The organism is Alteromonas sp. ALT199, from assembly GCF_018619335.1.
Classification (GTDB): Bacteria; Pseudomonadota; Gammaproteobacteria; order Enterobacterales; family Alteromonadaceae; genus Alteromonas.
In genome coordinates, this window is the sequence record NZ_JAHHDX010000084.1 from 62,202 (window position 1) to 84,977 (window position 22,776).

The 22,776-nt window shown below is 43.8% G+C and carries 19 protein-coding genes; 5 read left to right on the top strand and 14 right to left on the bottom strand.

Going from position 1 to position 22,776, the window contains the following annotated elements:
* The first annotated feature begins 48 nt into the window (after window positions 1-48).
* From KL866_RS08500 to KL866_RS08510, 3 genes are read left to right on the top strand one after another with little or no spacing between them, the layout of a single operon-like run.
* Window positions 49-3,066 (top strand): ATP-binding protein, encoded by a 3,018-nt coding sequence (locus tag KL866_RS08500; RefSeq protein ID WP_214994604.1) that lies wholly within the window; start codon window positions 49-51, stop codon window positions 3,064-3,066.
* A complete protein-coding gene (locus tag KL866_RS08505; RefSeq protein ID WP_214994606.1) occupies window positions 3,067-3,375 on the top strand; it encodes a hypothetical protein in 309 nt (102 codons plus the stop codon).
* On the top strand, window positions 3,363-4,970 hold the full coding sequence (locus KL866_RS08510) for a response regulator receiver domain (protein ID WP_311236138.1): 1,608 nt from the start codon (window positions 3,363-3,365) through the stop codon (window positions 4,968-4,970). Before KL866_RS08505 ends, KL866_RS08510 begins: the two co-directional genes overlap by 13 nt.
* Before the next feature lie 391 nt (window positions 4,971-5,361).
* On the opposite strand, the gene KL866_RS08515 is transcribed toward KL866_RS08510, so the two are convergent.
* Complete coding sequence (locus KL866_RS08515) at window positions 5,362-6,543, bottom strand: NAD(P)/FAD-dependent oxidoreductase (RefSeq protein WP_025257001.1); 1,182 nt, start codon at window positions 6,541-6,543, stop codon at window positions 5,362-5,364.
* Window positions 6,544-6,832: 289 nt separating this feature from the next.
* Here KL866_RS08515 and KL866_RS08520 point away from each other — a divergent pair, with 289 nt between their 5' ends.
* A complete protein-coding gene (locus KL866_RS08520) occupies window positions 6,833-7,663 on the top strand; it encodes a mechanosensitive ion channel family protein (protein WP_025257002.1) in 831 nt (276 codons plus the stop codon).
* A 99-nt stretch (window positions 7,664-7,762) separates the two neighbouring features.
* Here the strand turns inward: KL866_RS08520 and KL866_RS08525 are convergent, their stop codons facing one another.
* The 12 genes from KL866_RS08525 to gmk form a co-directional block, all read right to left on the bottom strand.
* The gene (locus tag KL866_RS08525; RefSeq protein ID WP_025257003.1) at window positions 7,763-8,794 is read right to left on the bottom strand and encodes an ABC transporter ATP-binding protein; all 1,032 of its coding nucleotides are present in this window, start codon (window positions 8,792-8,794) and stop codon (window positions 7,763-7,765) included.
* On the bottom strand, window positions 8,794-10,317 hold the full coding sequence (locus KL866_RS08530) for an iron ABC transporter permease (RefSeq protein ID WP_025257004.1): 1,524 nt from the start codon (window positions 10,315-10,317) through the stop codon (window positions 8,794-8,796). Before KL866_RS08530 ends, KL866_RS08525 begins: the two co-directional genes overlap by 1 nt.
* Window positions 10,314-11,348, bottom strand: coding sequence for an extracellular solute-binding protein (locus KL866_RS08535; RefSeq protein WP_025257005.1), 1,035 nt, complete (start codon window positions 11,346-11,348; stop codon window positions 10,314-10,316). The genes KL866_RS08530 and KL866_RS08535 overlap by 4 nt, the downstream gene beginning before the upstream one ends.
* Window positions 11,349-11,357: 9 nt before the next feature.
* Window positions 11,358-12,167, bottom strand: coding sequence for a hypothetical protein (locus KL866_RS08540; protein ID WP_025257006.1), 810 nt, complete (start codon window positions 12,165-12,167; stop codon window positions 11,358-11,360).
* A 354-nt stretch (window positions 12,168-12,521) separates the two neighbouring features.
* Window positions 12,522-12,995, bottom strand: coding sequence for a peroxiredoxin (locus KL866_RS08545; RefSeq protein ID WP_025257007.1), 474 nt, complete (start codon window positions 12,993-12,995; stop codon window positions 12,522-12,524).
* Between the two features lies 1 nt (window position 12,996).
* Window positions 12,997-13,797 carry a class I SAM-dependent methyltransferase gene (locus KL866_RS08550; protein WP_025257008.1) on the bottom strand — a complete coding sequence of 267 codons (801 nt, stop codon included), beginning with the start codon at window positions 13,795-13,797 and terminating at the stop codon, window positions 12,997-12,999.
* A complete protein-coding gene (gene recG / locus KL866_RS08555) occupies window positions 13,790-15,862 on the bottom strand; it encodes an ATP-dependent DNA helicase RecG (protein ID WP_025257009.1) in 2,073 nt (690 codons plus the stop codon). The genes KL866_RS08550 and recG overlap by 8 nt, the downstream gene beginning before the upstream one ends.
* 193 nt (window positions 15,863-16,055) lie before the next feature.
* Entirely contained in the window at window positions 16,056-16,763 is a 708-nt protein-coding gene (gene trmH / locus KL866_RS08560; RefSeq protein WP_025257010.1) for a tRNA (guanosine(18)-2'-O)-methyltransferase TrmH, read from the bottom strand.
* A gap of 3 nt (window positions 16,764-16,766) precedes the next feature.
* On the bottom strand, window positions 16,767-17,153 hold the full coding sequence (locus tag KL866_RS08565; RefSeq protein ID WP_025257011.1) for a RidA family protein: 387 nt from the start codon (window positions 17,151-17,153) through the stop codon (window positions 16,767-16,769).
* A 24-nt stretch (window positions 17,154-17,177) separates the two neighbouring features.
* Window positions 17,178-19,289, bottom strand: coding sequence for a bifunctional GTP diphosphokinase/guanosine-3',5'-bis pyrophosphate 3'-pyrophosphohydrolase (gene spoT, locus KL866_RS08570; protein ID WP_025257012.1), 2,112 nt, complete (start codon window positions 19,287-19,289; stop codon window positions 17,178-17,180).
* Window positions 19,290-19,430: 141 nt separating this feature from the next.
* Window positions 19,431-19,703: a DNA-directed RNA polymerase subunit omega gene (gene rpoZ, locus KL866_RS08575; RefSeq protein WP_214994616.1), complete on the bottom strand. Its 273-nt coding sequence runs from the start codon at window positions 19,701-19,703 to the stop codon at window positions 19,431-19,433.
* Between the two features lie 170 nt (window positions 19,704-19,873).
* Window positions 19,874-20,515 (bottom strand): guanylate kinase, encoded by a 642-nt coding sequence (gene gmk, locus KL866_RS08580; RefSeq protein WP_025257014.1) that lies wholly within the window; start codon window positions 20,513-20,515, stop codon window positions 19,874-19,876.
* A 280-nt stretch (window positions 20,516-20,795) separates the two neighbouring features.
* Between gmk and KL866_RS08585 the strand changes: the two genes are divergently transcribed.
* Entirely contained in the window at window positions 20,796-21,467 is a 672-nt protein-coding gene (locus tag KL866_RS08585) for an alpha/beta hydrolase (RefSeq protein WP_025257015.1), read from the top strand.
* Between the two features lie 145 nt (window positions 21,468-21,612).
* Here the strand turns inward: KL866_RS08585 and KL866_RS08595 are convergent, their stop codons facing one another.
* Window positions 21,613-22,674, bottom strand: a complete 1,062-nt coding sequence (locus tag KL866_RS08595; RefSeq protein WP_214994618.1) for a GGDEF domain-containing protein — start codon at window positions 22,672-22,674, stop codon at window positions 21,613-21,615.
* Window positions 22,675-22,776: the final 102 nt, after the last annotated feature.

Here is a 22,776-nt window from a genome sequence, read left to right on the forward strand (position 1 = left end):
TAAAGTGCATACAATGTTAAGCACTTATTTAATAAATAACTATCTGACATGACTGAAAAAATAACAAAGAGATCTGTTTCGTTTAAGGCTCAAGCGCGAACGATAGACCATCTTGGTAAGGGGCAAATCGCGGATGCTCCAACGGCTGTCAGTGAGCTTTGGAAAAATTCATACGACGCTTATGCGCGGAACGTAGCATTGCATTTATTCGATGGCGATAACAAATGCGGATCAATAATTGATAATGGCTGCGGCATGACATATGACCAGCTTATAAATAGTTGGCTTACAGTTGGTACTGCTTCAAAAACTAAGAAAAAGTTACTTCCAGAAGAAGATAGATTTGGTCTTGATGACAGGTATACACAGGGTGAAAAAGGCATTGGTAGATTATCTACAGCTTTTCTCGCGCCAGTAACCCTGATCGTAACAAAAAAAATGAACACTAAATTTTCGGCTGTTCTGATTGATTGGCGTTTATTTGAAAATACTTATCTAGGCCTGAATGATATTAAAGTGCCTATGGAAGAGTTTGATAGCTTGAAACAATTGCCAGAAATATGCTCTGGCTTACAAAAAGAAATGCTTTCGAATCTTGCTTTAGAGCCTAAAACAGAGGACGAAAAGCTTTTGCGTCGAATGTGGGAGCTATTCACTGTAGATGAAAAAGAAGCGTTCGAACTTCGCCACAATCCAACCAATAATGACACCTTCGTCTCGACAGAAGATAAGGTTGAGGAACTATGCAATAATTTTATTTTTAATCCTAACTTCACTGATAGCTGGCAACCATTATTAGAAAAAGTTGAAGTACTAGATGGTTCGCAACATGGTACGGCATTGTACCTGTTAGATCTTGGAAGAGATTTAGAACTGCTAACTAATCGTGGAGATATGAGTAGAGACTCATCTGAATATCAAGAGGTTAAAAAAGACCTAGTAGACACTCTTCGAGCATTCGTTGATCCATTTAGCCGCAACCATCAAACTAAGAATGAATTTTTATATGAAATCAAAGGGTTTGATTCGGATGGCTATTTATTAGGTGAACAAAACGAGATCCTTAATTATCAAGAAGTCTTCGGTTATGAAGAGTTTAAAGAGCTTGAGCATAAGGTTGAAGGAATAGTTGATGAAAAAGGTTGGTTCCGTGGAAGCATTACAGCTTTTGGAAAAGATTATTCAGATGTCGTTATTCCGTGCCGTTCTCCTGGTATGGAAGCTTTTACAAAGTCTGGACCCTTTGCTCTTAAGATTGGTACGTTTGAGATAGAGTTGTCTAAATCAACACATGAACCAGAGCATCACGCATTATTAAAAGAGCAAGCAGAAAAGTATGCAGGCTTTATGATTTTTCGCGATGGTCTTCGAGTTTTACCTTATGGACGGGCTAATAACGACTTTTTCGAAATTGAAGAGCGACGAGGTAAAAACGCAGGTCGGTACCATTGGGCTACGCGTAGAATGTTTGGTCAAATCAAATTAGACCAAAAGGAAAACAAGAGACTAGTAGATAAAGCTGGCCGAGAAGGGTTTGTTAAAAATCAAGCAGCAAGAGAGCTCAAAGCCTTAATGACTAATCTCTTGGTCCAATTAGCTGACAGTTATTTTGGTACTAAATCTGATGAACGAAAATCACTTTTAGAGCAATTATCTAAGGATAAAAAAAGGCAAAATAGAGCTCGTAGTTCGTCAGCTAGAATCAATAAACAAGTATTTGTTCAAGCATTGGAAACCAATCTTCCGAAACTTAATATCCAAGTTGAAAATGCTCGTAACGTTCATAAAGAGCTTGAAAAAGGCATAGAAGTTTCTCTGCATCATTTAGATGAACTAGCGGCCCAGATTGACAAACTAGAATCTCTTCGCCCCGAGCTGAAGACACCAAACAAACCTGCAAAATTAAGTGATTCACAAGAAGTACAGTATCGTAGCTACCGTGACCTTTTTGGGGAACTTAGCGAATTGCTGCAAACATGCCGTGAACGTTTGAACAAAATTGAATCGCTTAGCCAGCAACGTAGCCCAATGGAGAGTGCACAAAATAAATATGACTCAAGTGACGCTGCTATTTCTAAGCAAATCAATCGTTATGCCAAAGCGATAGAAATGACGCTAGAGCGGCTTCAAGTCACTTGGAGACACGAAGTTCGAACAGATCGGGATACATATAAAAATCAGGCTATAAACATTTTAGATGCTGTTACTAACTCCAGCGATACTGAATTTGTTCTCAATGAGCTTGACAAAGTGTATAGAGAGTTAGCCGATGATATTGCGACAAAATATGAAAACTTTCTATTTGCTATAGACAAGTTGGAACGGGGTATAGATATTGAATCCGCATTCAATCTTGCTGAAGAGGAAAGAGAAAATGCTGAACAAGAAATCAACCAAATACGTAATCTGGCTCAACTAGGTATTAGTTTTGAAATTCTTGCACATGAGCTGAGTGCACAAGACAAGGCGGTTACTCGTTCTCTTAGCTCTATGAGTTCAGGAGCAAAAGAAGAAATTGGCTTTAAAAATGCTATGCGGGCACACAAGCAATTTACAGATTACTTGCGCTTTTTATCACCTCTTAAGCTATCAGGTTATCAAGTAAGAGATGATATATATGGTCGAGATATAGTTAAAAATATAACAAACTTTTTTACAGATCAGTTTGAAAAGCAAAATGTACATCTGAATATTAGTGATTCATTTCAAAGAATGAAAATAGTCGACGTGCAATCTCGCATTATCCCAGTATTTATTAACTTAGTTAACAACGCTCTGTACTGGGTAGGAATGGCAGAAGGCGAACGCATAATTAAAATTGATATCATCAACGATTTGGTCGTTATAGCGAATAACGGGCCTGCAATAGATCCTGAGGATGTGAAAAATCTCTTCCAACTCTTTTATAGCCGGCGCCCGACTGGGAACGGTGTAGGTCTATACCTTTCACGACAGAATTTAGCAGTTGCTCGTCATAGCATATGGTATGCAGAAAACCCAGAAGAAAAACTTATTAAGGATGGAGCGAATTTTGTTATTCAGTTTCGCGGAATGGAAGTAAGATAAATGCCAGAGTTATATAGAAATAAAATTGTAGAAGCATTTCGTGACAATGCTATTCGATCGGTTTTACTTATTGATGATGAGTATTTGCCATTTGAAAACTTAGTTGCTTCGAGCAGTTCATTTCGCAATGAATTAGAGGCTATTTCAGCTGATGTTAATCCCACTACACCAGATAAAGAAACAGTTTATCAAGCCAGACTAAGTAAGTTACAAACTTTGCTAACACAAGCAAGTAGCAATCTAATGAGATCGATGTCGCTAAAGAATTCGTTAGTTTCTTTCATGAAAAACGACTTATCTGTGATGTAGAAGATAGAACAGATAGTTTAGATAAAGATAAGGTTCGGAAGAGTGACCTAATTGTTTTAGATTATTATTTAAAAACAGATGTGCAGAATAATCCTGCAGAGTACTCTTTAAGACTCATCGATGAACTAAGTGAAAGTAAACACATGAATATCGTTGTTGTTTACACTAAAGAGAACCTTGATGACGTATGGTTTGAAGTTGCGGCTACGTTGCGTGGCAACCATGACAATAATGCGGAAGCTTTTTATTCTGAGCCTTCACTAAACAGAGAATGGCAAACTAACCATGCTGAATGGAAAGAAGAATGGCAGTTAATAGTCTCAAAAGATATACATGAGCAGTTCCTAAAATCAGAGCATGTTATTGAGCAACTGACTGAAGATTTAAGAAATGCATGCAATGATCAAAATTATGAACTACCGAATGTAGAACATGTAGAATGGCTCTTAGAGCAAGACATTCGCCCATATAATAAAAATAATTGCCCTATTTCTTCGTTTGAAATTCATGGTAAACGACAAAAGTGGCTGCAAGCTGGTGATGTATTTGTTGTCTTTTGTAGCAAAGACACTGGCGAAGGTGAGCAAAAACGAGATACAACCCCGGAAGAAGTATGGGAACTAATTCAGGAAACCTTGATTGATTGGTATCCTAGCTTTTATCGTGTTGTTACATCGGAATTACAAAATCAAGTCGAAGATGCCAACCTCTCAATGGAAAAAGTATTGGCAGCTGGAGATACCGAACAGATAGCAGCGTTGTGGGGGGTTTTAAGAGTAGAAGACTCTCAAAGAGAACAAGCAAGTAAGGAGTTATTAAACAACTTGCTCAATGATGTTGTTGATAAGATCCAAAATAGCTCAGAGCTGCTCAGATTTATAAAAGAAACAGCTAATTGCGTTGATGAGAACTTACCACAATATACAAGCCCAGATACTAATCAAGGCAAGTATGGTCAATATTTAAAAGACATTGTTAAATCAGCAGGAAAGAACCTTAAAGTTCCAATTGAAAATGTAACGGATGAATTTCGAGGTGATGTTTTGCATGCGTTTAATGAGCAGCTGAGTATAGAAAAAGAACTTCCAGATCATATTTCTACTGGTGCGGTGCTTAAAGATATTGATGACAATGTATATTACCTTTGTATTGCGCCAAGTTGTAATACGGTCCCAAAACAAATGACTGGTGAGATAACAAAGAGGATGAAGCCGCACAGACCTATGCGTTTCATTAGATTGGCTGATGTTACAAACAAAAAACTCGACCACCTAAGAAAAGCACATAGGTCACATGTAATATTTCTAAGTGATGAAGGTACCAGGCTTGCTCTTAATGTATATGAAAGTGATGACTCACCAACCATTGAGCAAGGTGTTGTTGTCAGTCATGACGATGAATATATAGCTCTAGGTAAATCGAAAGATGTACAGTTCTTGGTTACTAATCCTGAGACTCTTGCCTTAGAAGTGGCAACTCGAAAGTTTAAACTCGTAGCTAAGCTTCGCCCTGCGTTTGCATCTCGATACCAAAATTATCAAATACAATATGAAGCCCGTATAGGGGTGGATTTAGTAAGTGCTAATATGAAATGAAATAAATAATTCATCGCCACTGACTGCTTAGGCGCCTCTGTGTTAGATAAACAAGCGACTAAAAAGTGTTCATGAACAATTCAAAGTCGAAGTAATAAAAAAGTTACCGACACTGACCTTCTTTATTACTTTCGCTAAATGTTTAGGGGCATCTAGTCATAACCTTTATGCTTGGATTAAACGCTACGGTTTTGGCTCAGAATCGCATCCTCATAAATCAGTGAAGTCTGCCAAAATAAGTTATTGTAGAAAGTGACATGTTTGCGCATGTCATTTGCTTAAGGCACGCCTTTAAAGTTAGGAAAATAGTTTAGTAGCTATTCAAGGAAACGGGTTTTGCCTATTACATTGTCACTAATTATTCTTACAACCCCCTTTGGCTTAGGTGCGTTTAAACCACCTGCCCTGCTGCCCAACCGCTGCTCCACGCCCACTGGAAGTTAAAGCCGCCTAGCCAGCCGGTAACGTCAACCACTTCGCCAATAAAGTATAGACCTTCAACATTTTTCGCCATCATGGTTTTTGATGAAAGTTCGTTGGTGTCTACGCCACCAATGGTGACTTCTGCTGTGCGGTACCCCTCTGTGCCATTTGGCTTTATTTGCCAATTTTCTAACGTGTCAGCAATGGCGTCGCACTCGCTGTGGGTAAGCTGTTTCACCGGCACGTTGCGCCAGTTATGATATTCAATAAAGCTTTGCACCATGCGTTTGGGGAATACTTTATTTAAGCAGGTAGCAAGCAGTGCATCTGGCGTTTCGGTGCGTGCGGTTTGTATAAGTGCAGTGGCATCGTCATTGGGCAGCGTGTTAATGCTTAAGCTGTCACCCGCCTCCCAATAACTTGAAATTTGCAGCATAGCAGGGCCGCTTAAACCACGGTGGGTAAAGAGCATCGCTTCTTTAAACGTAGTGTCGTTACAGCTGGCGTATACATCAACGGCTATACCGCTAAGTTCCGCCAGTGTTTCTTTGTCTTTATCGTGCAAGGTAAAGGGCACCAGCGCTGCACGTGTGGGTAATAAGTTTAGGCCGAATTGCTCGGCAATTTTATAACCGAATGGCGTGGCTCCTAGCTTTGGCATACTCAAGCCACCGGTCGCGATAACTAAAGACTCACAGCTATATTCGCCACTCGAGGTGTTTAGTAAGTACCCACCATCAACTTTTTCTACGCTTGATATTTCACAGCGGGCAGTAATGGTAACGCCTGCTTTATTACATTCGTTAAGCAATAAATTGACGATATCTTTGGCGCTGTCATCACAAAACAATTGGCCCAAGGTTTTTTCGTGATAAGCAATACCATGTTCGGCAACTAACCCAATAAAGTCCCATTGGGTGTAGCGGCTTAATGCTGATTTACAAAAATGAGGATTTTGCGAAAGGAAATTTTCTGGTCCCGCGTACATATTGGTGAAATTGCAGCGCCCACCGCCTGACATAAGAATTTTGCGACCTACTTTTTTGGCATGATCGAGTACTTCTACGCTGCGCCCTCTCGCTCCCGCCTGTGCCGCACAAAAAAGCCCTGCAGCACCTGCACCAATAACTATAACGTCGCGCTTAATCACTCTGTATTTACCTTACATCAAGCCAAAAAAACTTACGCTCATTGTAGCGCAAATTAAGAATTCGGGATTATACGTAATAAGCCATACTGCACAATGCAAAGCCGAGTCTTACGGAAGATTTAATCTAGTTCTTTAGTAGAAAATTATGGTTTTTAATACTTTTTAACAATACTAAAAGATTTGTAATTCGCCTATAAATACGTTCCAGAATTGAGGTGCAACTCAATTTAGACGAACAAACAAACCAAACAAGCAGTAACTACTTCACAAATTACAGAGGATTGTATCCATGGAAGAGTTCTTAGCATCACTCGATATTAACGAGTACTTGCCTGCGGCATTAGCCTGGGCTACCAACATCCTTCTAGCCCTAGCCATTTTAGTTATTGGCCTTTGGATTGCTAGCAAGGTTTACAAGGGCATTGTTTCAATTGCCAATCGCCACCCTCAGCTTGATGACACGCTGTTTAAATTTTTTGGTAGCGTAGCTCGCTATACTATTCTTGCGTTCGTGGGCATAGCGGTACTTAATCGCTTTGGTGTTCAAACTGCGTCTATCATCGCGCTGTTAGGTGCAGCTGGCTTGGCGATAGGCTTAGCGCTGCAAGGCACATTATCTAATTTAGCAGCGGGTGTAATGCTTCTTATCTTCCGCCCCTATAAAGTGAACGACTTTGTCGATGCAGCGGGTAAATTTGGTAAAGTAACCGAAATTGACTTATTCACTACTATTTTGCAAACCTTCGATAATAAGCAAATCATTATCCCGAACAGCCAAATTTGGGGCGAGCAAATTGTTAATCATTCTCACCATGAAATTCGTGGCGTAGACATGACGTTTAGCATTGCCTACAACGAAAATATTGATGCAGCTCGTGCAGTCATCGACAAAGTATTGGCGGACCACGCAAACGTACTTAAAGACCCTGCGCCATTTGTTGAAGTATCTACGCTTAACGATAGCTCAGTAGACTTTATTGTTCGTCCATTCTGTCATGGGGAGCATTACTTCGACATTCTATTCTCAGTGCCTGAACAAGTTAAGAAAGCGCTAGATGAAGCTAACATTGAAATTCCGTTCCCGCACCGTAAAGTGATTGTGGTAAACGAAAACGCATAGCGCGTATGTAAAAAATAACGTGCTAGTAATTAAAAGGGCAGCCCATAGGCTGCCCTTTTTGCATTCTGTTTTTTTAGTTAGTTTTAAGCGACTTACTATTTAGTTTTTTGGAAATACGGCTAAAGGATGAGTAGTAATTAACTGAACGAAAGCACGAGAATTTGGCTTAACCGCATTCTCATGACTTACACGTACTTTAAGTTCATCACCGCTATCTAGTACAACAGCGTAAAGTCGACTTTCGCCCTCATAACGCACCCACTTCACCGTACAGTTAGTTTCGCTATGGGCTGCATCTAAACTTAAATCATCAGGGCGTACCAGCAAATCTACATTGCCGTTAGCGCCTTGAAGCGGCGTACCTGGCACCTTGCCGATCTCTGTAACAACCGTTTTGTCTGTATTTACTTCACTAGCATCAAATGTTGCACTTAAAAAGCTTGCCTCACCCATAAAACGCGCCACAAAGCGGCTAGCTGGTGAAGAGTAGCAGGCTTCAGGGGTGTCTAATTGCTCCAGTACACCTTTATTCAGTATCCCTACTCTATCGCCAACACTTAATGCTTCTTCCTGATCGTGCGTTACCCAAATTGCGGGTACGCCTGCCTTTTTAAGCGCATCGCGAATTTCCCAACGCAAGCTGTCTTTTAACGCTGCATCTAAGTTTGAAAGGGGCTCGTCTAGCAGTACAAAAGAAGGTTCGTGCGCTAGGGTACGGGCTAGCGCAACACGCTGCTTTTGACCACCTGAAAGACGTGCAGGTTTAGCATCGCGGAAATTATCTAGACCTAACAGTTTAAGCCAGTGATCCGCAAGCTTAGTGTCTTTTAAACGAAAGCATACGTTTTGCTGAACGGTAAGATGGGGAAATAACGCAAAGTCTTGGAACACCATACCAACGTTACGCTTTTCAGGCGGTACGTGTTTATTTGCTGTACTTTCCCAATTACCTAGGCTCATAGCGCCTTCTGAAGTAGGGATAAGCCCTGCCAATGCTTGCAAAATAGTAGTTTTACCGCAGCCAGTTGGCCCCACCAACATCAGGATTTCGTCTTGCCCAAGCTCAAGATTTAACTTGTCGACAACGCGGGTAGACCCATAATTCACTGACAAATTACTTACACTAAGCATTACGAACGACCATCCTCGGTAACAGTAAACTGGGCTTTTCTTTCGCCCGACAGCATGAGAACCAGCCCCACGCCAGATAATAAAACCAGTAGTAGCCCAGGTACGGCAGCGCGTCCAAAGTAACCCGCCTCGTAAACACGCCACATGTAAGTAGCTAAGGTTTCAAAACCTGTAGGCCCCAACATTAAGGTGGCGGGCAGCTCACGCATGGCTTCCAAAAACACTAATGCAGCCCCTGCAATCATACCACGAAGGGTTAAGGGCAGCGTAACCCGTATAAAGGCCTCTCTTGGGCTAGCACCAAGTACGCGAGCAGCTTTTACTAAGCCCGAATCTATATTTTCAGCGGTACTTCTAACGCTTCCTACCGCTAGAGGGATAAAACGCAGCACATAGGCCATAACCAATAAACTTAAAGTTTGATACAGCGCAGGCAAGTACTTAAGGCCTACGTAAACCAGCGCCGTTCCCATGACAATACCCGGAACGCCAAAGCCGAAATAAGTAATACGCTCCATAAAGCGGCCAGCTTTACCTGCAATGGCCGCGTGAGCCACCGGAATGGCAAGTAGCACGGCTACAATCGCGGCGATAAACGACGCATGGGCTGAATTCCACGCATAGCTTAATTCAAAACCGCCTGTCCCCTCTCGCACTAACCACAGCGTAAAGATAGCAAGGGGAAGTACAATAGCCATAAAAACTACGGGCATAGTCGCAAGCAGCATTAGGTTTCGCTGCCAGCGCGCAGGAAACAAGGACAAGTGCTTTCCTGGGCGTTCTTGAGCCCCACCTATTCGACTTTCTACAAACAGAATAAGCCCAACAATCACCATAAGCTGCAGGCTTAGCATAGCCGCTTGACTTAAACCAAAAGCGTTGTATTCAACAAAAATAACGCGGGTGAAGGTGTCAAAGCCCATTATCGCGGGCGTGCCAAAATCAGATAAGGCATAAAGCGCAGCAAGCAATGCCCCCGCAGCAACGCTATTTACTACGCGCGGTAGCACCACACGCCATAAACTTGCGCCTAGCGATAGCCCTAGTGTACGCGCCGCGTTAACCAAACTGGCATCTAAACTCAGCAAGCTTGAACGGGTTGTCATCATCACAAAAGGATAGGTGTATAGGCTCATTACCAAAGCAGAGCCCCACAAACCGCTAATCGGCGGCGTAGAAAACCCTAGTATATTTTCTATTTCGCCACCACGACCGAAAGAAAAATACATGGCGAATGCGCCAATATAGCTTGGCAGGGCCAGCGGCGCGGCCAGCAAAATAAGCCAGAACCGTTTAAATGGCATTTGCACATAGGCAGTTAAAAAGGCAAGGGGGACACCTATAAGCACCGAACCAATGATAGTAAGCACTACCAATGAGATAGTATTGCCTAGCACACGAAGGTTATGGGTATCGAAAAGTTGCGCACTATCTTGAGCTAAAGAAAATAAAACGCCGACGGGCAATAAAGCCATCAGCGCAATAAGTAGTGCCAGTGGATACGACTTTGGCCAGTTTGTCACAGTACGCCAACTTCCCTCATAAGGTTAAGTGTTGGGCGTAAATCAGCCAGTTTACGAAGGTCCATTTCAGGTGGCGAAAGCGTACTTAAATCCGCTAAGCCCTGTGGTGGTTCAACCCCTTGAACCAAAGGTATTTCATATGCTTCGCGAGCAAGGTAAGACTGCACTTCATGCGACAGCAGGTATCGAATAAAGTTAACCGGCAAATCTCCGTCGCTCAACGCCACAATGCCTGAAGCGTTAACGAGGCATCCCGCATCGCCTTTGCTGTAAGCAAGAGCCACATTCGCGTTTGGCTTACCTGATTTAAGACGAAGGGTGTAGTAGTGATTAGCAAAACCAATATCTACTTCACCACGTTCAACGCCCATCACTACACCAAGCTCACCGGCGTACTTTTTAGAGTGCTTATTAATGCCTTTAAGCCACGCTTTGGTCGCTTTATCGCCTTCCAAAATACGCATGGCGGTAACGAAAGACTGGAATGACGAATAAGCGGGAGCCCAGCCAATTTTTAAATCACTATCTGCTAACGCCATCACGCTTTCTGGGATTTGCTCGGGCTTAACACGTTCTGTGTTGTACGGCAGTGTGCGCACTCGGCCTGTCACAGGTGACCAGCTGGGATACTGAAAGTCTTCGCGAAGCTGTGAACGCAAATCGTCAGGCAACGGCTTTGCAGCGCCGGTATCAGTAACAACACCAATAGAGCCCGTATCTACAGCCCAAAACAGGTCAGCACGTTTAACGCCAGCTTTTGTTTCAGCAACAATGGTATTTGCCAGTGCTGCTGAACCGCCGCGTCTAACTTTTAAGTTTAGTTTGGGGTTGCGCTTTTCGATGGCTTTTAGAACATTTTCGTACAGGCCGCCTTCACCACGCCCCAAATACAAGGTGAGATCACCTTCTAGTTTAGGCAAAGACTCTACTGACACGCTGCCCGTTTGGGTCATAGCGTGAGCAAAGCTAAACGGCAAGCCAGTTAATGCACCAGCTGCGGCTAGACCTTGCAAGAATGTTCTACGTTGCATACCCCTTCCTTAAAATACGTCTTTGCGACTTTGTTCAACTTCAACTAAAAGTGCGCGAGCGCGATCAAGTTTAGCCTGCATAGACTCTACAACTTTGCGTACTGAATCTACGCCAGTATCTTTCGAAATGGCCTGAGGAAGCGTTACGTTAAAGTCTTTTTCTAGGTCTTCTACCAAGGCTGCGTCTTTCGCAATCAAGTCACCTTCAACACCTTCAAAGCGCTGAAGGTAGGTGTCGTGAACTAATGTTGTTGCGACTTCGTGAAGCTGTTCTGCGTACTTGGCAACAACACGATCAAGACGTGTTTTAATATCATCGATAACTTCAGGGCCTGTAGTAGGTTCTTCTTCAGTGGTTTGAACTTGGCCTACCAGACCTTTTTTTTGATATTGAGACGCAAGTTTAACCGCGCCTAACGCCTGCCACAAGGCATGATTTAGCTTCTCTTGCTCTACGCGCACATCAGCAATAGGCTTGCCTTCATCAATGGCAACTTTCACGCCATAGATTCCTTGCCAAATAGAGGCGTAAATAGGCACATATTGGGTTTCTATAGCAGAGTGAAAATCTACTTCCTCCCAGTACTCAATAAGCGCGTCTGTCTTAACAGACTTATCTTTCGCTTCATACGCGTCAACAACACTACCAAACTTGCTTTCTAACCAATGTACTTCTTCGGTATATTCGCCGATGTGCGCATGAAGATTGTTCACGTGTTCGCCAATGGCACCATTTGCAAGCGCCTGAGAGGATAGCATTGAGAAAGTAACCGCAGAAGCCAGTACCAAAGCACTTATTTTTTTCAGTGTTGTTGTCATATTTTTTCCTAAAACATTTGTCTTATCGCGCAAATGATACTTATTATCATTAAGCAAGTAAAGGTAACTAACCGAGGCTACATGCTAAGTAACGCAGTGCATCGGTCTTACGCTAGGCTTTAATTTTTCTACGTTTTTCACCAAGAATAATGCATGTCAAATGATTAACCTTCGCTGAACACTTTGATATTCAACGCAATTAGCAAACTGTGAGATCATAGTTTGGTTACATTTTAATGAAAATAGCGGCCAAGTATACGCATATATAAATTAATGAATATTCACAAAAAGCTAAAAGAAAAAAGCCCGCAACAATTGTTGCGGGCTTTGAGTAATTAACGCCTTTTGAAAAAATTAAAGGCTATCTAACATGCTCTGGGCATCGCTTACGTCAAAACGACCAGGGTCTTCAACGTTTAGCTTTTTCACTTCGCCATCTTCTACTAGCATAGAATAGCGTAGCGAACGCAAACCACCGAAGTTACCTGTACTCATGTCTAAGCCAATTTGCTTGGTAAAGAAACCATTACCGTCGGCCAGCATAGTAATTTCTTCTGCATTATTTGCTTTACCCCATGCATCCATAACGAATGCATCGTTCACACTAAGGCAAATAATACTATCAACACCTTTTGCCTTAAGCTTATCAGCAAGCGCTACATAGCCTGGCAAATGTGCTTGTGAGCAAGTAGGTGTAAAAGCGCCAGGTACTGCGAATAGTACAACGCGCTTTTCCGAAAACATTTCGTTCGTTCCTGGGTTAGTTATTTCGCCATTTTCTAAAAGGCTAAAATCTACTTCAGGCAAAGTGCCCCCAACTTGTATCATGCTACTCTCCTAGATTTTTTTGACACAAATACACATCAAATCTGTGTTTTTTGCTTTCAATAGCCATTGATGCTTTTATTCCTGCCAGCACATCTGCACTGTTTGGGCGTTTAACCACTACCCGGTGCGTAGCTAGCTTTAGTGCTGGCGGTAACAGCGCATCTGCGTCTGGGTCATGACCAAGCAGTTGCTGAAACAGCCGCATTTCCTTTTTCACCAAGGCTGACTTCTTTTTGTGTGGGAACATGGGGTCTAGATAAATAGCGTTCACATTCTCACCAGTGAAGTATTGCATTACCTCAGCGCTATTTCCATGCTGAAGCGACATTTTAGCTGCAAGTTCTGGAAAACTAAGTGCTAATCTGCGAATACCATCTTCAAGCAAGGCGGCAACCACAGGCGAGCGTTCAATCATAGTGACCTTGCAGCCCACGCTAACCAACACAAAGGCATCACGCCCAAGTCCTGGCGTTGCATCTACCACATGCCACGCTTCATTGCCTTTAAGGCCAATAGCTTTAACTATGGGTTCTTTTCGCCCACCGCCATGTTGCTTGCGATATAAGCTGGCCGGTGACGCAAAATCTACTTCAACGGGATGCACTTTTTTCTCACCTGCGTCAGCAAGGCCCAGCACGCCATTTTGCACCTGTAGATACAAGCCTTCGTCGGGCTTTTCACTGCTACTAATAACAGGAAAGCCCCATTTTTCGCTGATTGAACTTATTAGCCAAGCGTCTTCGCTATTTGCTTTAGCGCTGTTGCCGTTATCGCAATCAATCAAAGGCACACTCTTAAGCATGACCGTATTGCTCCTTATGCCCTATCCATCTATTAATGATAGCTTGAGCGTGAGACGGGTATTTGTCCCAAAGGGTATAGGCAATTTCTTGTACTTTAGGAATAAGAGCAGCATCGCGTACTAGATCAGCTATTTTAAGCTCCGCCATTCCGGTTTGTTTCGTACCCATAAATTCACCCGGCCCTCGAATTTCCAGATCACGCTGGGCAATATAAAACCCGTCGTTAGACTCACGCAGTACACCAAGGCGCTGAGTAGCGGTTTTAGATAGCGGACTTTGGTACATAAGTACACACTGACTTTCTACTGCTCCACGCCCTACTCGGCCACGTAGCTGGTGAAGCTGCGCTAAGCCCAATCGTTCAGGGTTTTCAATAATCATAATACTGGCATTCGGTACGTCTACGCCTACCTCAATAACCGTAGTTGCCACCAGCAAGTCCAGCTTACCGTCTTTAAAGTCAGCCATCACTTGGGCTTTTTCAGCGGGTTTTAAACGCCCGTGCACTAAGCCTACTTGCAAATCTGGCAATGCGGTACGCAAGGTTACCGCAGCGTCTTCAGCTGCCTGACACTCCAACACTTCCGACTCATCGATAAGCGTACACACCCAATAAGCCTGTCTGCCATTATCTTTACAAGCCTGACGCACGCGTTCTATCACATCGGCGCGGCGTGTATCAGGAAGCACCACGGTTTGTACCGGAGTTCTGCCGGGCGGCAGTTCATCAATTATCGAAGTATCTAAATCGGCATAAGCTGTCATGGCCAATGTTCTTGGAATAGGCGTTGCCGTCATAATTAACTGATGAGGGTAGCGACCTTGTTGTTCGCCTTTATCACGCAGAGCTAAACGCTGATGTACACCAAAGCGGTGCTGCTCATCCACAATAACCAGCGCTAGCTGCTGATAGTTCACGCTTTCTTGGAAAATGGCGTGAGTACCCACCAACATTTGAATATCACCAGCCTCTAAGCGCGCCATAACTTCATTGCGCGCTTTGCCTTTCAGCTTTCCGGCAAGCCAGCCCACTTCAATACCTAGTGGCTCTAGCCAACCTCGAAAGTTATTGGCGTGTTGCTCGGCCAATAGCTCTGTTGGTGCCATTAACGCTACCTGGTGCCCAGCGCCAATGGCCGATAACGCGGCCAGTGCTGCAACTAAGGTTTTACCCGAGCCCACATCACCTTGTACCAGGCGCATCATAGGCCGCGCGTGCTGCATATCTTTTTGTATATCTTCGACTACCCTTGCCTGTGCACCGGTAGGCGAAAACGGCAGCTGAGCGAGCATTTTATCGATAAGCGGTTGGTTAACCTTAATAGGAATACCAGGCTGCGCGTCTGATTGCTTTCGTACCTTAAGCACACTTAAATGATGAGACAGCAGCTCTTCAAGAATTAATCGATATTGAGCAGGGTGCAGCCCCTCTTCCATTTCATGTACATCTACATCAGGCGGCGGACGGTGCACCAAATGAAGCGCTTCGTTGAGGCTAATCTGATCGTCATAAATGCCTTCTGGTAGCAAATCGGCCAACGCGCCTTTATCTAAAAGCTGTAAGGCTTGGTCAGTTAAATTGCGTAAAGTAAGTTGTTTTACGCCATCTGTCGTCGGGTAAACCGGCGTAAGTGACTCTTCTGTGGGTGGCGCGTCTTCGTCCACTAGCTTAAATTCAGGGTGCATCATTTCAATGCCCCACTTGCCAGTACGCACTTCGCCGAAACAGCGCACCGTATTACCCGGTGTCATTATTGAGCGCTGTACGGCGCCAAAGTGAAAAAAACGTAGGGTTATTGTACCTGTTCCGTCGCTAAGCTTTACCACCAGCATGCGTTTCTTTCCGTATTGAATGTCGGCACTCATTACCTCGCCCTGTACGCTTACATGGGTAAACGGGCGGCATTCTGCCACGCTGTAAATGCGGGTTCTGTCTTCGTAGCGATGAGGGAGGTGAAACAGAATATCTTGAAGGGTAAACAAGCCAATTTTATTGAGCTTTTCTGCCACCTTTGCGCCTACGCCTTTAAGCGCAGTTATGGGTGTAGTGGCCAGTGCTTGCATCAAGCGACATCCTTCTTATGAAACATAGTTTACTTTACCTTTAAAGGGCACAAGCTGGTGTTATTCAACATATTATTAGAAAAGAAGTGTAAAGGATTGTAGCAGGGTTGGCGAGTACGCTTTAGGCCAGTTTTTTACGCTGGCCCCTATGCAAGTGAGAGCAAAAGTAAAAGCAAAACTAGTACGTTAGTTCTCAGTCGGCTTCTAGCGCATTGGCTTCTGCTTTCGTAATTTGCATTTCTTGCCACCAGCTATCTTCGGCATCCACTTCACCTAGAGTATTAATAGCAGGTAATGGCAAACCTTTGCGTTGGCAAAGTTTATACAAACGAGGGTAACCATTTTGAAATGCCAATGCCTGGCATTCTTCTTCAGGTAACTGCTGGGTATTGTACATACCCGCAATAGTACGCTGACGCTGGGCTTCATAAAGCACCAACGCTGCGGCTACCGATACATTTAGCGACTGCACCATGCCCATCATAGGAATAACGATGTCTTGATCGGCAATGGCTTTCGCCTCATCAGAGGCACCGTATTTCTCTTGGCCGAATAAGATAGCAGTAGGCTTTGTGTAATCAACATCGCGAAAATCTACCGCTGTATCAGATAAATGAGTGACCAGCACCTGCATACCTTGGCCTTTTAGCTCAGCCATTGCATCGCTAATACCATCGTGGTTGGTTTGGCGCACCCATTGCTGGCTGCCCATGGCCGTGCCACGTCGAAACTGGTATTTCTTTTCCCACACGGTGTGAACGCGATGAATTCCAACGGCGTCACAGGTTCGCACTATGGCAGAAACATTGTGAGGCTTATGCACATTTTCAAGACAAACCGTAAGGTCAGTTTGCCTTTTTTCCAACACATCTCTAATGCGTTGGTAACGCTCAGGTGACATGGCTTACTCCGGCAGTTCCATCACACCATCAATTTCAATTTGTGCGCCTTTAGGCAGCGCTGATACCTGAACGGCAGCGCGAGCTGGGTAAGGCTTATTGAAGTAACGGCTCATAATTTCGTTAACCGTTGCGAAGTGACCCAGATCAATAAGAAAAATATTCACTTTTACTAAGTCGTTCGTGGTGCCGCCAGCAGCGTCACAAACCGCTTTAATGTTTTCAAATACTTGTACCGCTTGCGCTTCAAAATCGTCAGAAACCATTTCCATGGTTTCTGCAACCAATGGAATTTGGCCTGAAAGGTAAACAGTGGTGCCTGCTTTTACCGCTTGGCTGTAAGTACCAATAGCAGCAGGTGCCTTATCGGTCTGAATAATAGACTTAGACATAGTAGTTCCTAAATTTTGTAGTAATTAGTGTCGTGATTGACTATGACGAGACACTTTCTGAACTTCCGGCATGGTGCGTATTTTCTTCATTACGCGCGCCAAGTGCACACGGTTGTGCGTGGTAAGTTCTAGGTCGATAAAGTAGATATTACTCTCTTTTTCTTCAGTTTGCAGACCAATGATGTTGGAATCGCACCCTGAAATGGTGTTCGTTAAAGTTGCCAGTGTGCCCTGATGGTTTATCAGTTCTATGCGCAGTGATGCTTTGAATTCACCTTGCGGGTTGTCGTCCCATTGCATAGGCAGCACGCGCTGAGGCTCTTCTCGAGTAAGCTTGCGAATGTTATTGCACCCAATTTGGTGAATAGTCATTCCGCGGCCTGGGCTTAATACCGCAACAATTTCATCGTCCGGTATGGGGTGGCAACAGCGAGAATAATGAACAAGCAGGCCTTCTGTACCGCGAATAGCCACATTACCCTTTTTGTCTGACAAATCAGTAGTGCTCTCGCCTAATAAACGGCGCGCTACAATTGCGCTTAATTCGTTACCAAGGCCAATGTCTACTAACAGGTCGTCAAAATTTGCATGTTTGGTTTCGGCTACCACACGTTCGATATCTTCGTTTGGAATATCGTCTAGTTTCACGCTACCTAACGCATGACGCAGTAGACGATTACCCATGTTCACCGCTTCTTGAGAATGCTGTTTACGCAGATACTGGCGAATACGGGTACGCGCGCGAGCACTCACCACAAAGTTTAGCCAATTCGCATTAGGCTTCGCTTTAGGTGAGGTAATAATTTCCACGGTTTGACCGTTTTCAAGGGGCTTACTTAAGCTGAAGTTTCTGCGCTCAACTCGCACCCCCACGCAGGTATTACCTACATCAGAGTGAACCGCGTAGGCAAAGTCAACGGCGGTTGCGCCCATAGGTAATTCAATGATGCGACCATCTGGGGTAAATACATAAATTTCGTCAGGAAACAGGTCTGTCTTCACAGACTCAATGAATTCAAACGAAGAACTGGCAGACTGCTGAAGCTCAAGTAAGCTTTGCATCCATTTACGAGCACGAAGCTGCGCTGTGGTGCCATTGTCGCCGGGCTCTTTATAAAGCCAGTGCGCTGCCACCCCTTTATCCGCCATTTGATCCATTTCCTGTGTACGAATTTGAATTTCAACAGGAATACCGTGAGGACCAATCAGCGAGGTATGCAACGATTGATAGCCGTTGGTACGCGGAATAGCAATATAATCCTTAAAGCGGTTTTCAATAGGCTTATAAAGACCATGCATTGCACCTAAAGCGCGATAGCAGTTGTCTACCGAGCTCACCACAATGCGAAATGCGTAAATGTCCATTACCTCGTTGAACATGAGTTCTTTGTTTTTCATTTTACGGTAAATGGAATACAGGTGTTTTTCGCGACCTAACACCTCAGATCGAATTTCATAAGCGTCTAAACGAGTGTTTAGCTCTCCGCGAATGTTTTCGATGATTTCTTTACGGTTGCCCCGTGCCTGACGCACAGCAGACTTCAATGCGCGATGACGCATTGGGTACATGGCCTGAAAACCTAAGTCTTCAAGCTCATTTTTAATATCGTGAATACCCAAACGGTGAGCAATAGGTGAATATATCTCTAGCGTTTCGCGCGCTATACGACGGCGCTTATCTGGACGTAGAGAGCCCAACGTGCGCATATTGTGGGTACGGTCGGCAAGCTTGATAAGAATGACCCTGATGTCTTGAACCATGGCCATCATCATTTTACGGAAATTTTCTGCTTGCGCTTCTTGCTTGGTACTAAAGGCAAGTTTATCTAGCTTACTTACCCCTTCAACAAGCTCTGCAACTGTCTCACCAAAAGCTTCGGCTAAATCGTCTTTGCTATAGTGTGTGTCTTCAATAACATCGTGCAACAAAGCAGCCATGATAGTTTCATGGTCAAGATGCATATCTGCCAGAATACCGGCCACTGCTACAGGGTGAGTAATGTACGGGTCGCCGCTTGAACGCATTTGCCCATCGTGCGCGTCTTGAGCTAGCACAAAAGAATCCTGAACCAGCTGAACGCGCTCTGCTGGCAAGTACTCTACAACTTTCTGCTTTAAACCTTCAAACAAATACACAGTGAAGCGTTACCCTTATATACCTAGACACCTTAAGAATACGTTTTATTGTGCAATAAGCCAATACACCAAAAGCAAAGCGCCAGTGCTTTTTTCAAAGCACTGGCGCCAAAATATCGATAAAACCGTTAAAAAGAGGTCTTATTGATCAGATAAAATATTTGCTACTGATGCAAATTCAGCGTGTTCTTGCTCTTCTTGAGCGTGCAGATCCGCTTGTTCTAGCGTAGCAGCAGTTACCAAACCTTCTTCAATTTCACGAAGCGCTGTTACTGTTGGCTTATCGTTTTGAACGTCAACCATAGGATCTTTGCCTCCAGTGGCAATTTGACGTGCACGGCGTGCAGCAACAAGCACTAAGTCAAAGCGGTTACCAATTTTATCTACGGCATCTTCTACAGTTACGCGAGCCATGTATTTCTCCGAAAATTAGGTTGAGCAAGTTATTCAAAAAACGGCCGCGTAGTATACACATATACACTGCGCGATCCTAGCATTTTGTTTGAATTTGAAGCAGTCAGATCGTAGTGATTGAGCACGGTTCAACTGCCGACAAACAAAATTGCTAGTTTGTGTAGGTAAGCTTACGCGCTACCAAGCAATTCGTCCAATAACACTTGATGACGCATCTGTTGTTTAGCTGTGCGAAGGCGCTGAGCTGTTACTATCGCTTCCAAATCGTTTAGCGCTGTTGCGAAATCGTCGTTAACGATCACACTTTCGAATTCACTAAAATGAGACATCTCTGATACGGCTTGTGCCATGCGCCCTGCAATTACTTCTTCACTGTCTTGGCCGCGGTTGTTTAAGCGTTGTTCTAATACATCAAGTGATGGTGGAAGAATAAAAATGCCACAAGTATCTGGCATGAGTTTTTTAACTTGGCGAGCACCCTGCCAATCGATATCTAAGAAAACATCAATACCACGGTAAAGTGTCTGCTCGATAGTCACGCGGGATGTGCCGTAATAATTGCCAAACACTTCAGCATATTCAAAAAATACGCCCTGTTCGATAAGCGCTTCAAACTGTTCTCGGCTTACAAAATGGTAATGTACACCGTCTACTTCACCCGGACGCGGTTGACGCGTGGTATGAGACACAGACACCTGCATAGGCGAAGTTTCATTACCTTCGTACTTTTCCATTAGCGCCTTGATAAGGCTTGATTTTCCAGCACCAGACGGAGCTGCAAGAATAAATAAATTGCCAAGTAGTGAAGCCATAGGATATTAAAATTCTATCAAAATGTGGTTATTTCAAGTGGCAATGATAGCATATGAAGCCATTGCGCTGTAACTGCGATTATCTGGTTTATCCATTGATGGTGCATACTCTTTAGTCGCAGACCGGTGTTAGCAAAATGAATAACAATAATAATTTTCTAAGAATGATGGTGGTAGAAAAAGTACTCTGACCCCACGTTTTTTTTGGAAAAGACAAAGATTGCCTTTGAGTAAGGATGACCTTTGGTAATGAAGCAATAATAACACTAGGAAACAAAGAATGACTCAGCAACTTCTGCCGTGCGTAGAGATAAACCCATCCACTACGTCTGATGCCTGCGTTATCTGGCTTCATGGTCTAGGTGATTCTGGCCACGGTTTTGCGCCTATCGTGCCTGAATTAAAGCTTCCTGAATCGATGGCCGTTAAATTTCTATTCCCTCATGCTCCTGAACGCCCCGTCACCATTAACGGTGGAATGCGCATGCGTGCATGGTACGACATCAAATCATTGGATTTTGAAAGCCGTGCAGATTTAGACGGTGTGAAAGAGTCTGCTGCGCAGGTAGAAGCACTTATTGAAGCGCAAATTGAAAGTGGTATTCCCAGTAAACGCATAGTGCTTGCAGGGTTTTCTCAAGGCGGTGTGATTGCACTTCACCTAGCACCTCGATATGCCCGTAAGCTTGCTGGCGTTATCGCACTATCAACCTATATGTGTGAGCCATCGCTACTTGCAAGTGAGGCAACAGACACAAACCGTGAAACGCCTATAATGATGGCACACGGTGAACAAGATGAAGTGGTACCCGTATTCATGGGCAATGCGGCGTTTAAAACGCTAAGCGAAAGTGGCTTTAACGCTACGTGGCAGACTTACACAATGCAGCACAACGTATGTATGCAAGAACTTAACGACATTAGTGCTTGGCTTCAACAGACTTTAAACTAAGTTTTACAATGCATTATCCAGTGTGATAGCTACAGCGCTAGTTATCACACTGGGTCCAGCAGTTATCCGACTATTATCGTTACATTCACGCGTTGCACTTATGCTTTGTAACTAAAAGTCAGAGCAATATATTTCAAACATCGCGCTATTCAGCGACGCGGTTTCTGCCACCATTTTTCGCTTTATAAAGATTGTCGTCGGCTTGTTTCAAGCTAGCGTGCAGTTTGTCGTCGGTAAGCGCGGTTGCCACGCCAAAGCTGGCTGTAATATTGTGATTGATATCCCCTTCTATAAATGGGCTTTCTTCAACAACCTTTCTCATCTTTTCCGCAAGTTTTACGCCTTGGCTCAAAGGCGCTACAGGAAAGAGTACTAAAAACTCTTCACCGCCGGTACGCGCAACGATGTCAGATGCTCTAACAGCGCCTTTGATGATGTTCGTGAAGTGGATTAGCACCTCATCACCGATATCATGCCCATAGGTGTCATTAATCTTTTTGAAGTGGTCTATATCGACAACCACTGCGGTTAGAGGGAAATAGGCGCCAGGATCTTTCATGGCCCGTTCAAAAAAGACGGTTTCTAAAAAACGTCTATTGGGTAATTTGGTGAGTGGGTCTGTATTAGCCTGTCTCATACGCTCTAAGTTTTCACGCAGCATTTCTTTTCGACTTTTGTGCCAGAAATTTTCGCCAATAAAGGCAACGCAAATGAAACAGAACGTAGCAATCAAAAACCGTGAAACATGCTCATCGGGGTATTTAGCAACAATAATGTCTTGGTTATAGAGCATATAAATAGACAGCCCTATGGTGACAGCAACGTAAAGCATAGCGGGCTTAAATCGCACCACAATTATTTGAATAAAAAGTAGCGGAAATATGAAGTACAAGCCTGTGTTATTTAGCCCTCCGGTATATACCAGAGCATTGATGGTGAAAAGAACAATAAGCCCTGCGAAATAATAAAACACATCACTTTTTGGGAAAATATGTGAGAGCGCAACGTTAAGGTAAATAACGGTGGCAGATGTAGCTAATACGCTAACCAATAATGGGTTATTGGTGCCAAAATTAAGCCACGCCATAAACGCGATTATGGTGCCACCAACATAGGAAATGAAATACAACGTAAGTTTGCGTCTTTTTACTTCAGCTTCGTCTTGTTGCGCGTTTCTTAGTAACTGTCCAATTGGCGTGTTGTCCATACTAACAACTCTACTCCCCAAATTTATAAGCAGACACTTTGTCCAACTACAGCATAGACGTATATCCACGCAAAAACCAAGTAGAAAACTGCGTCTAATTTC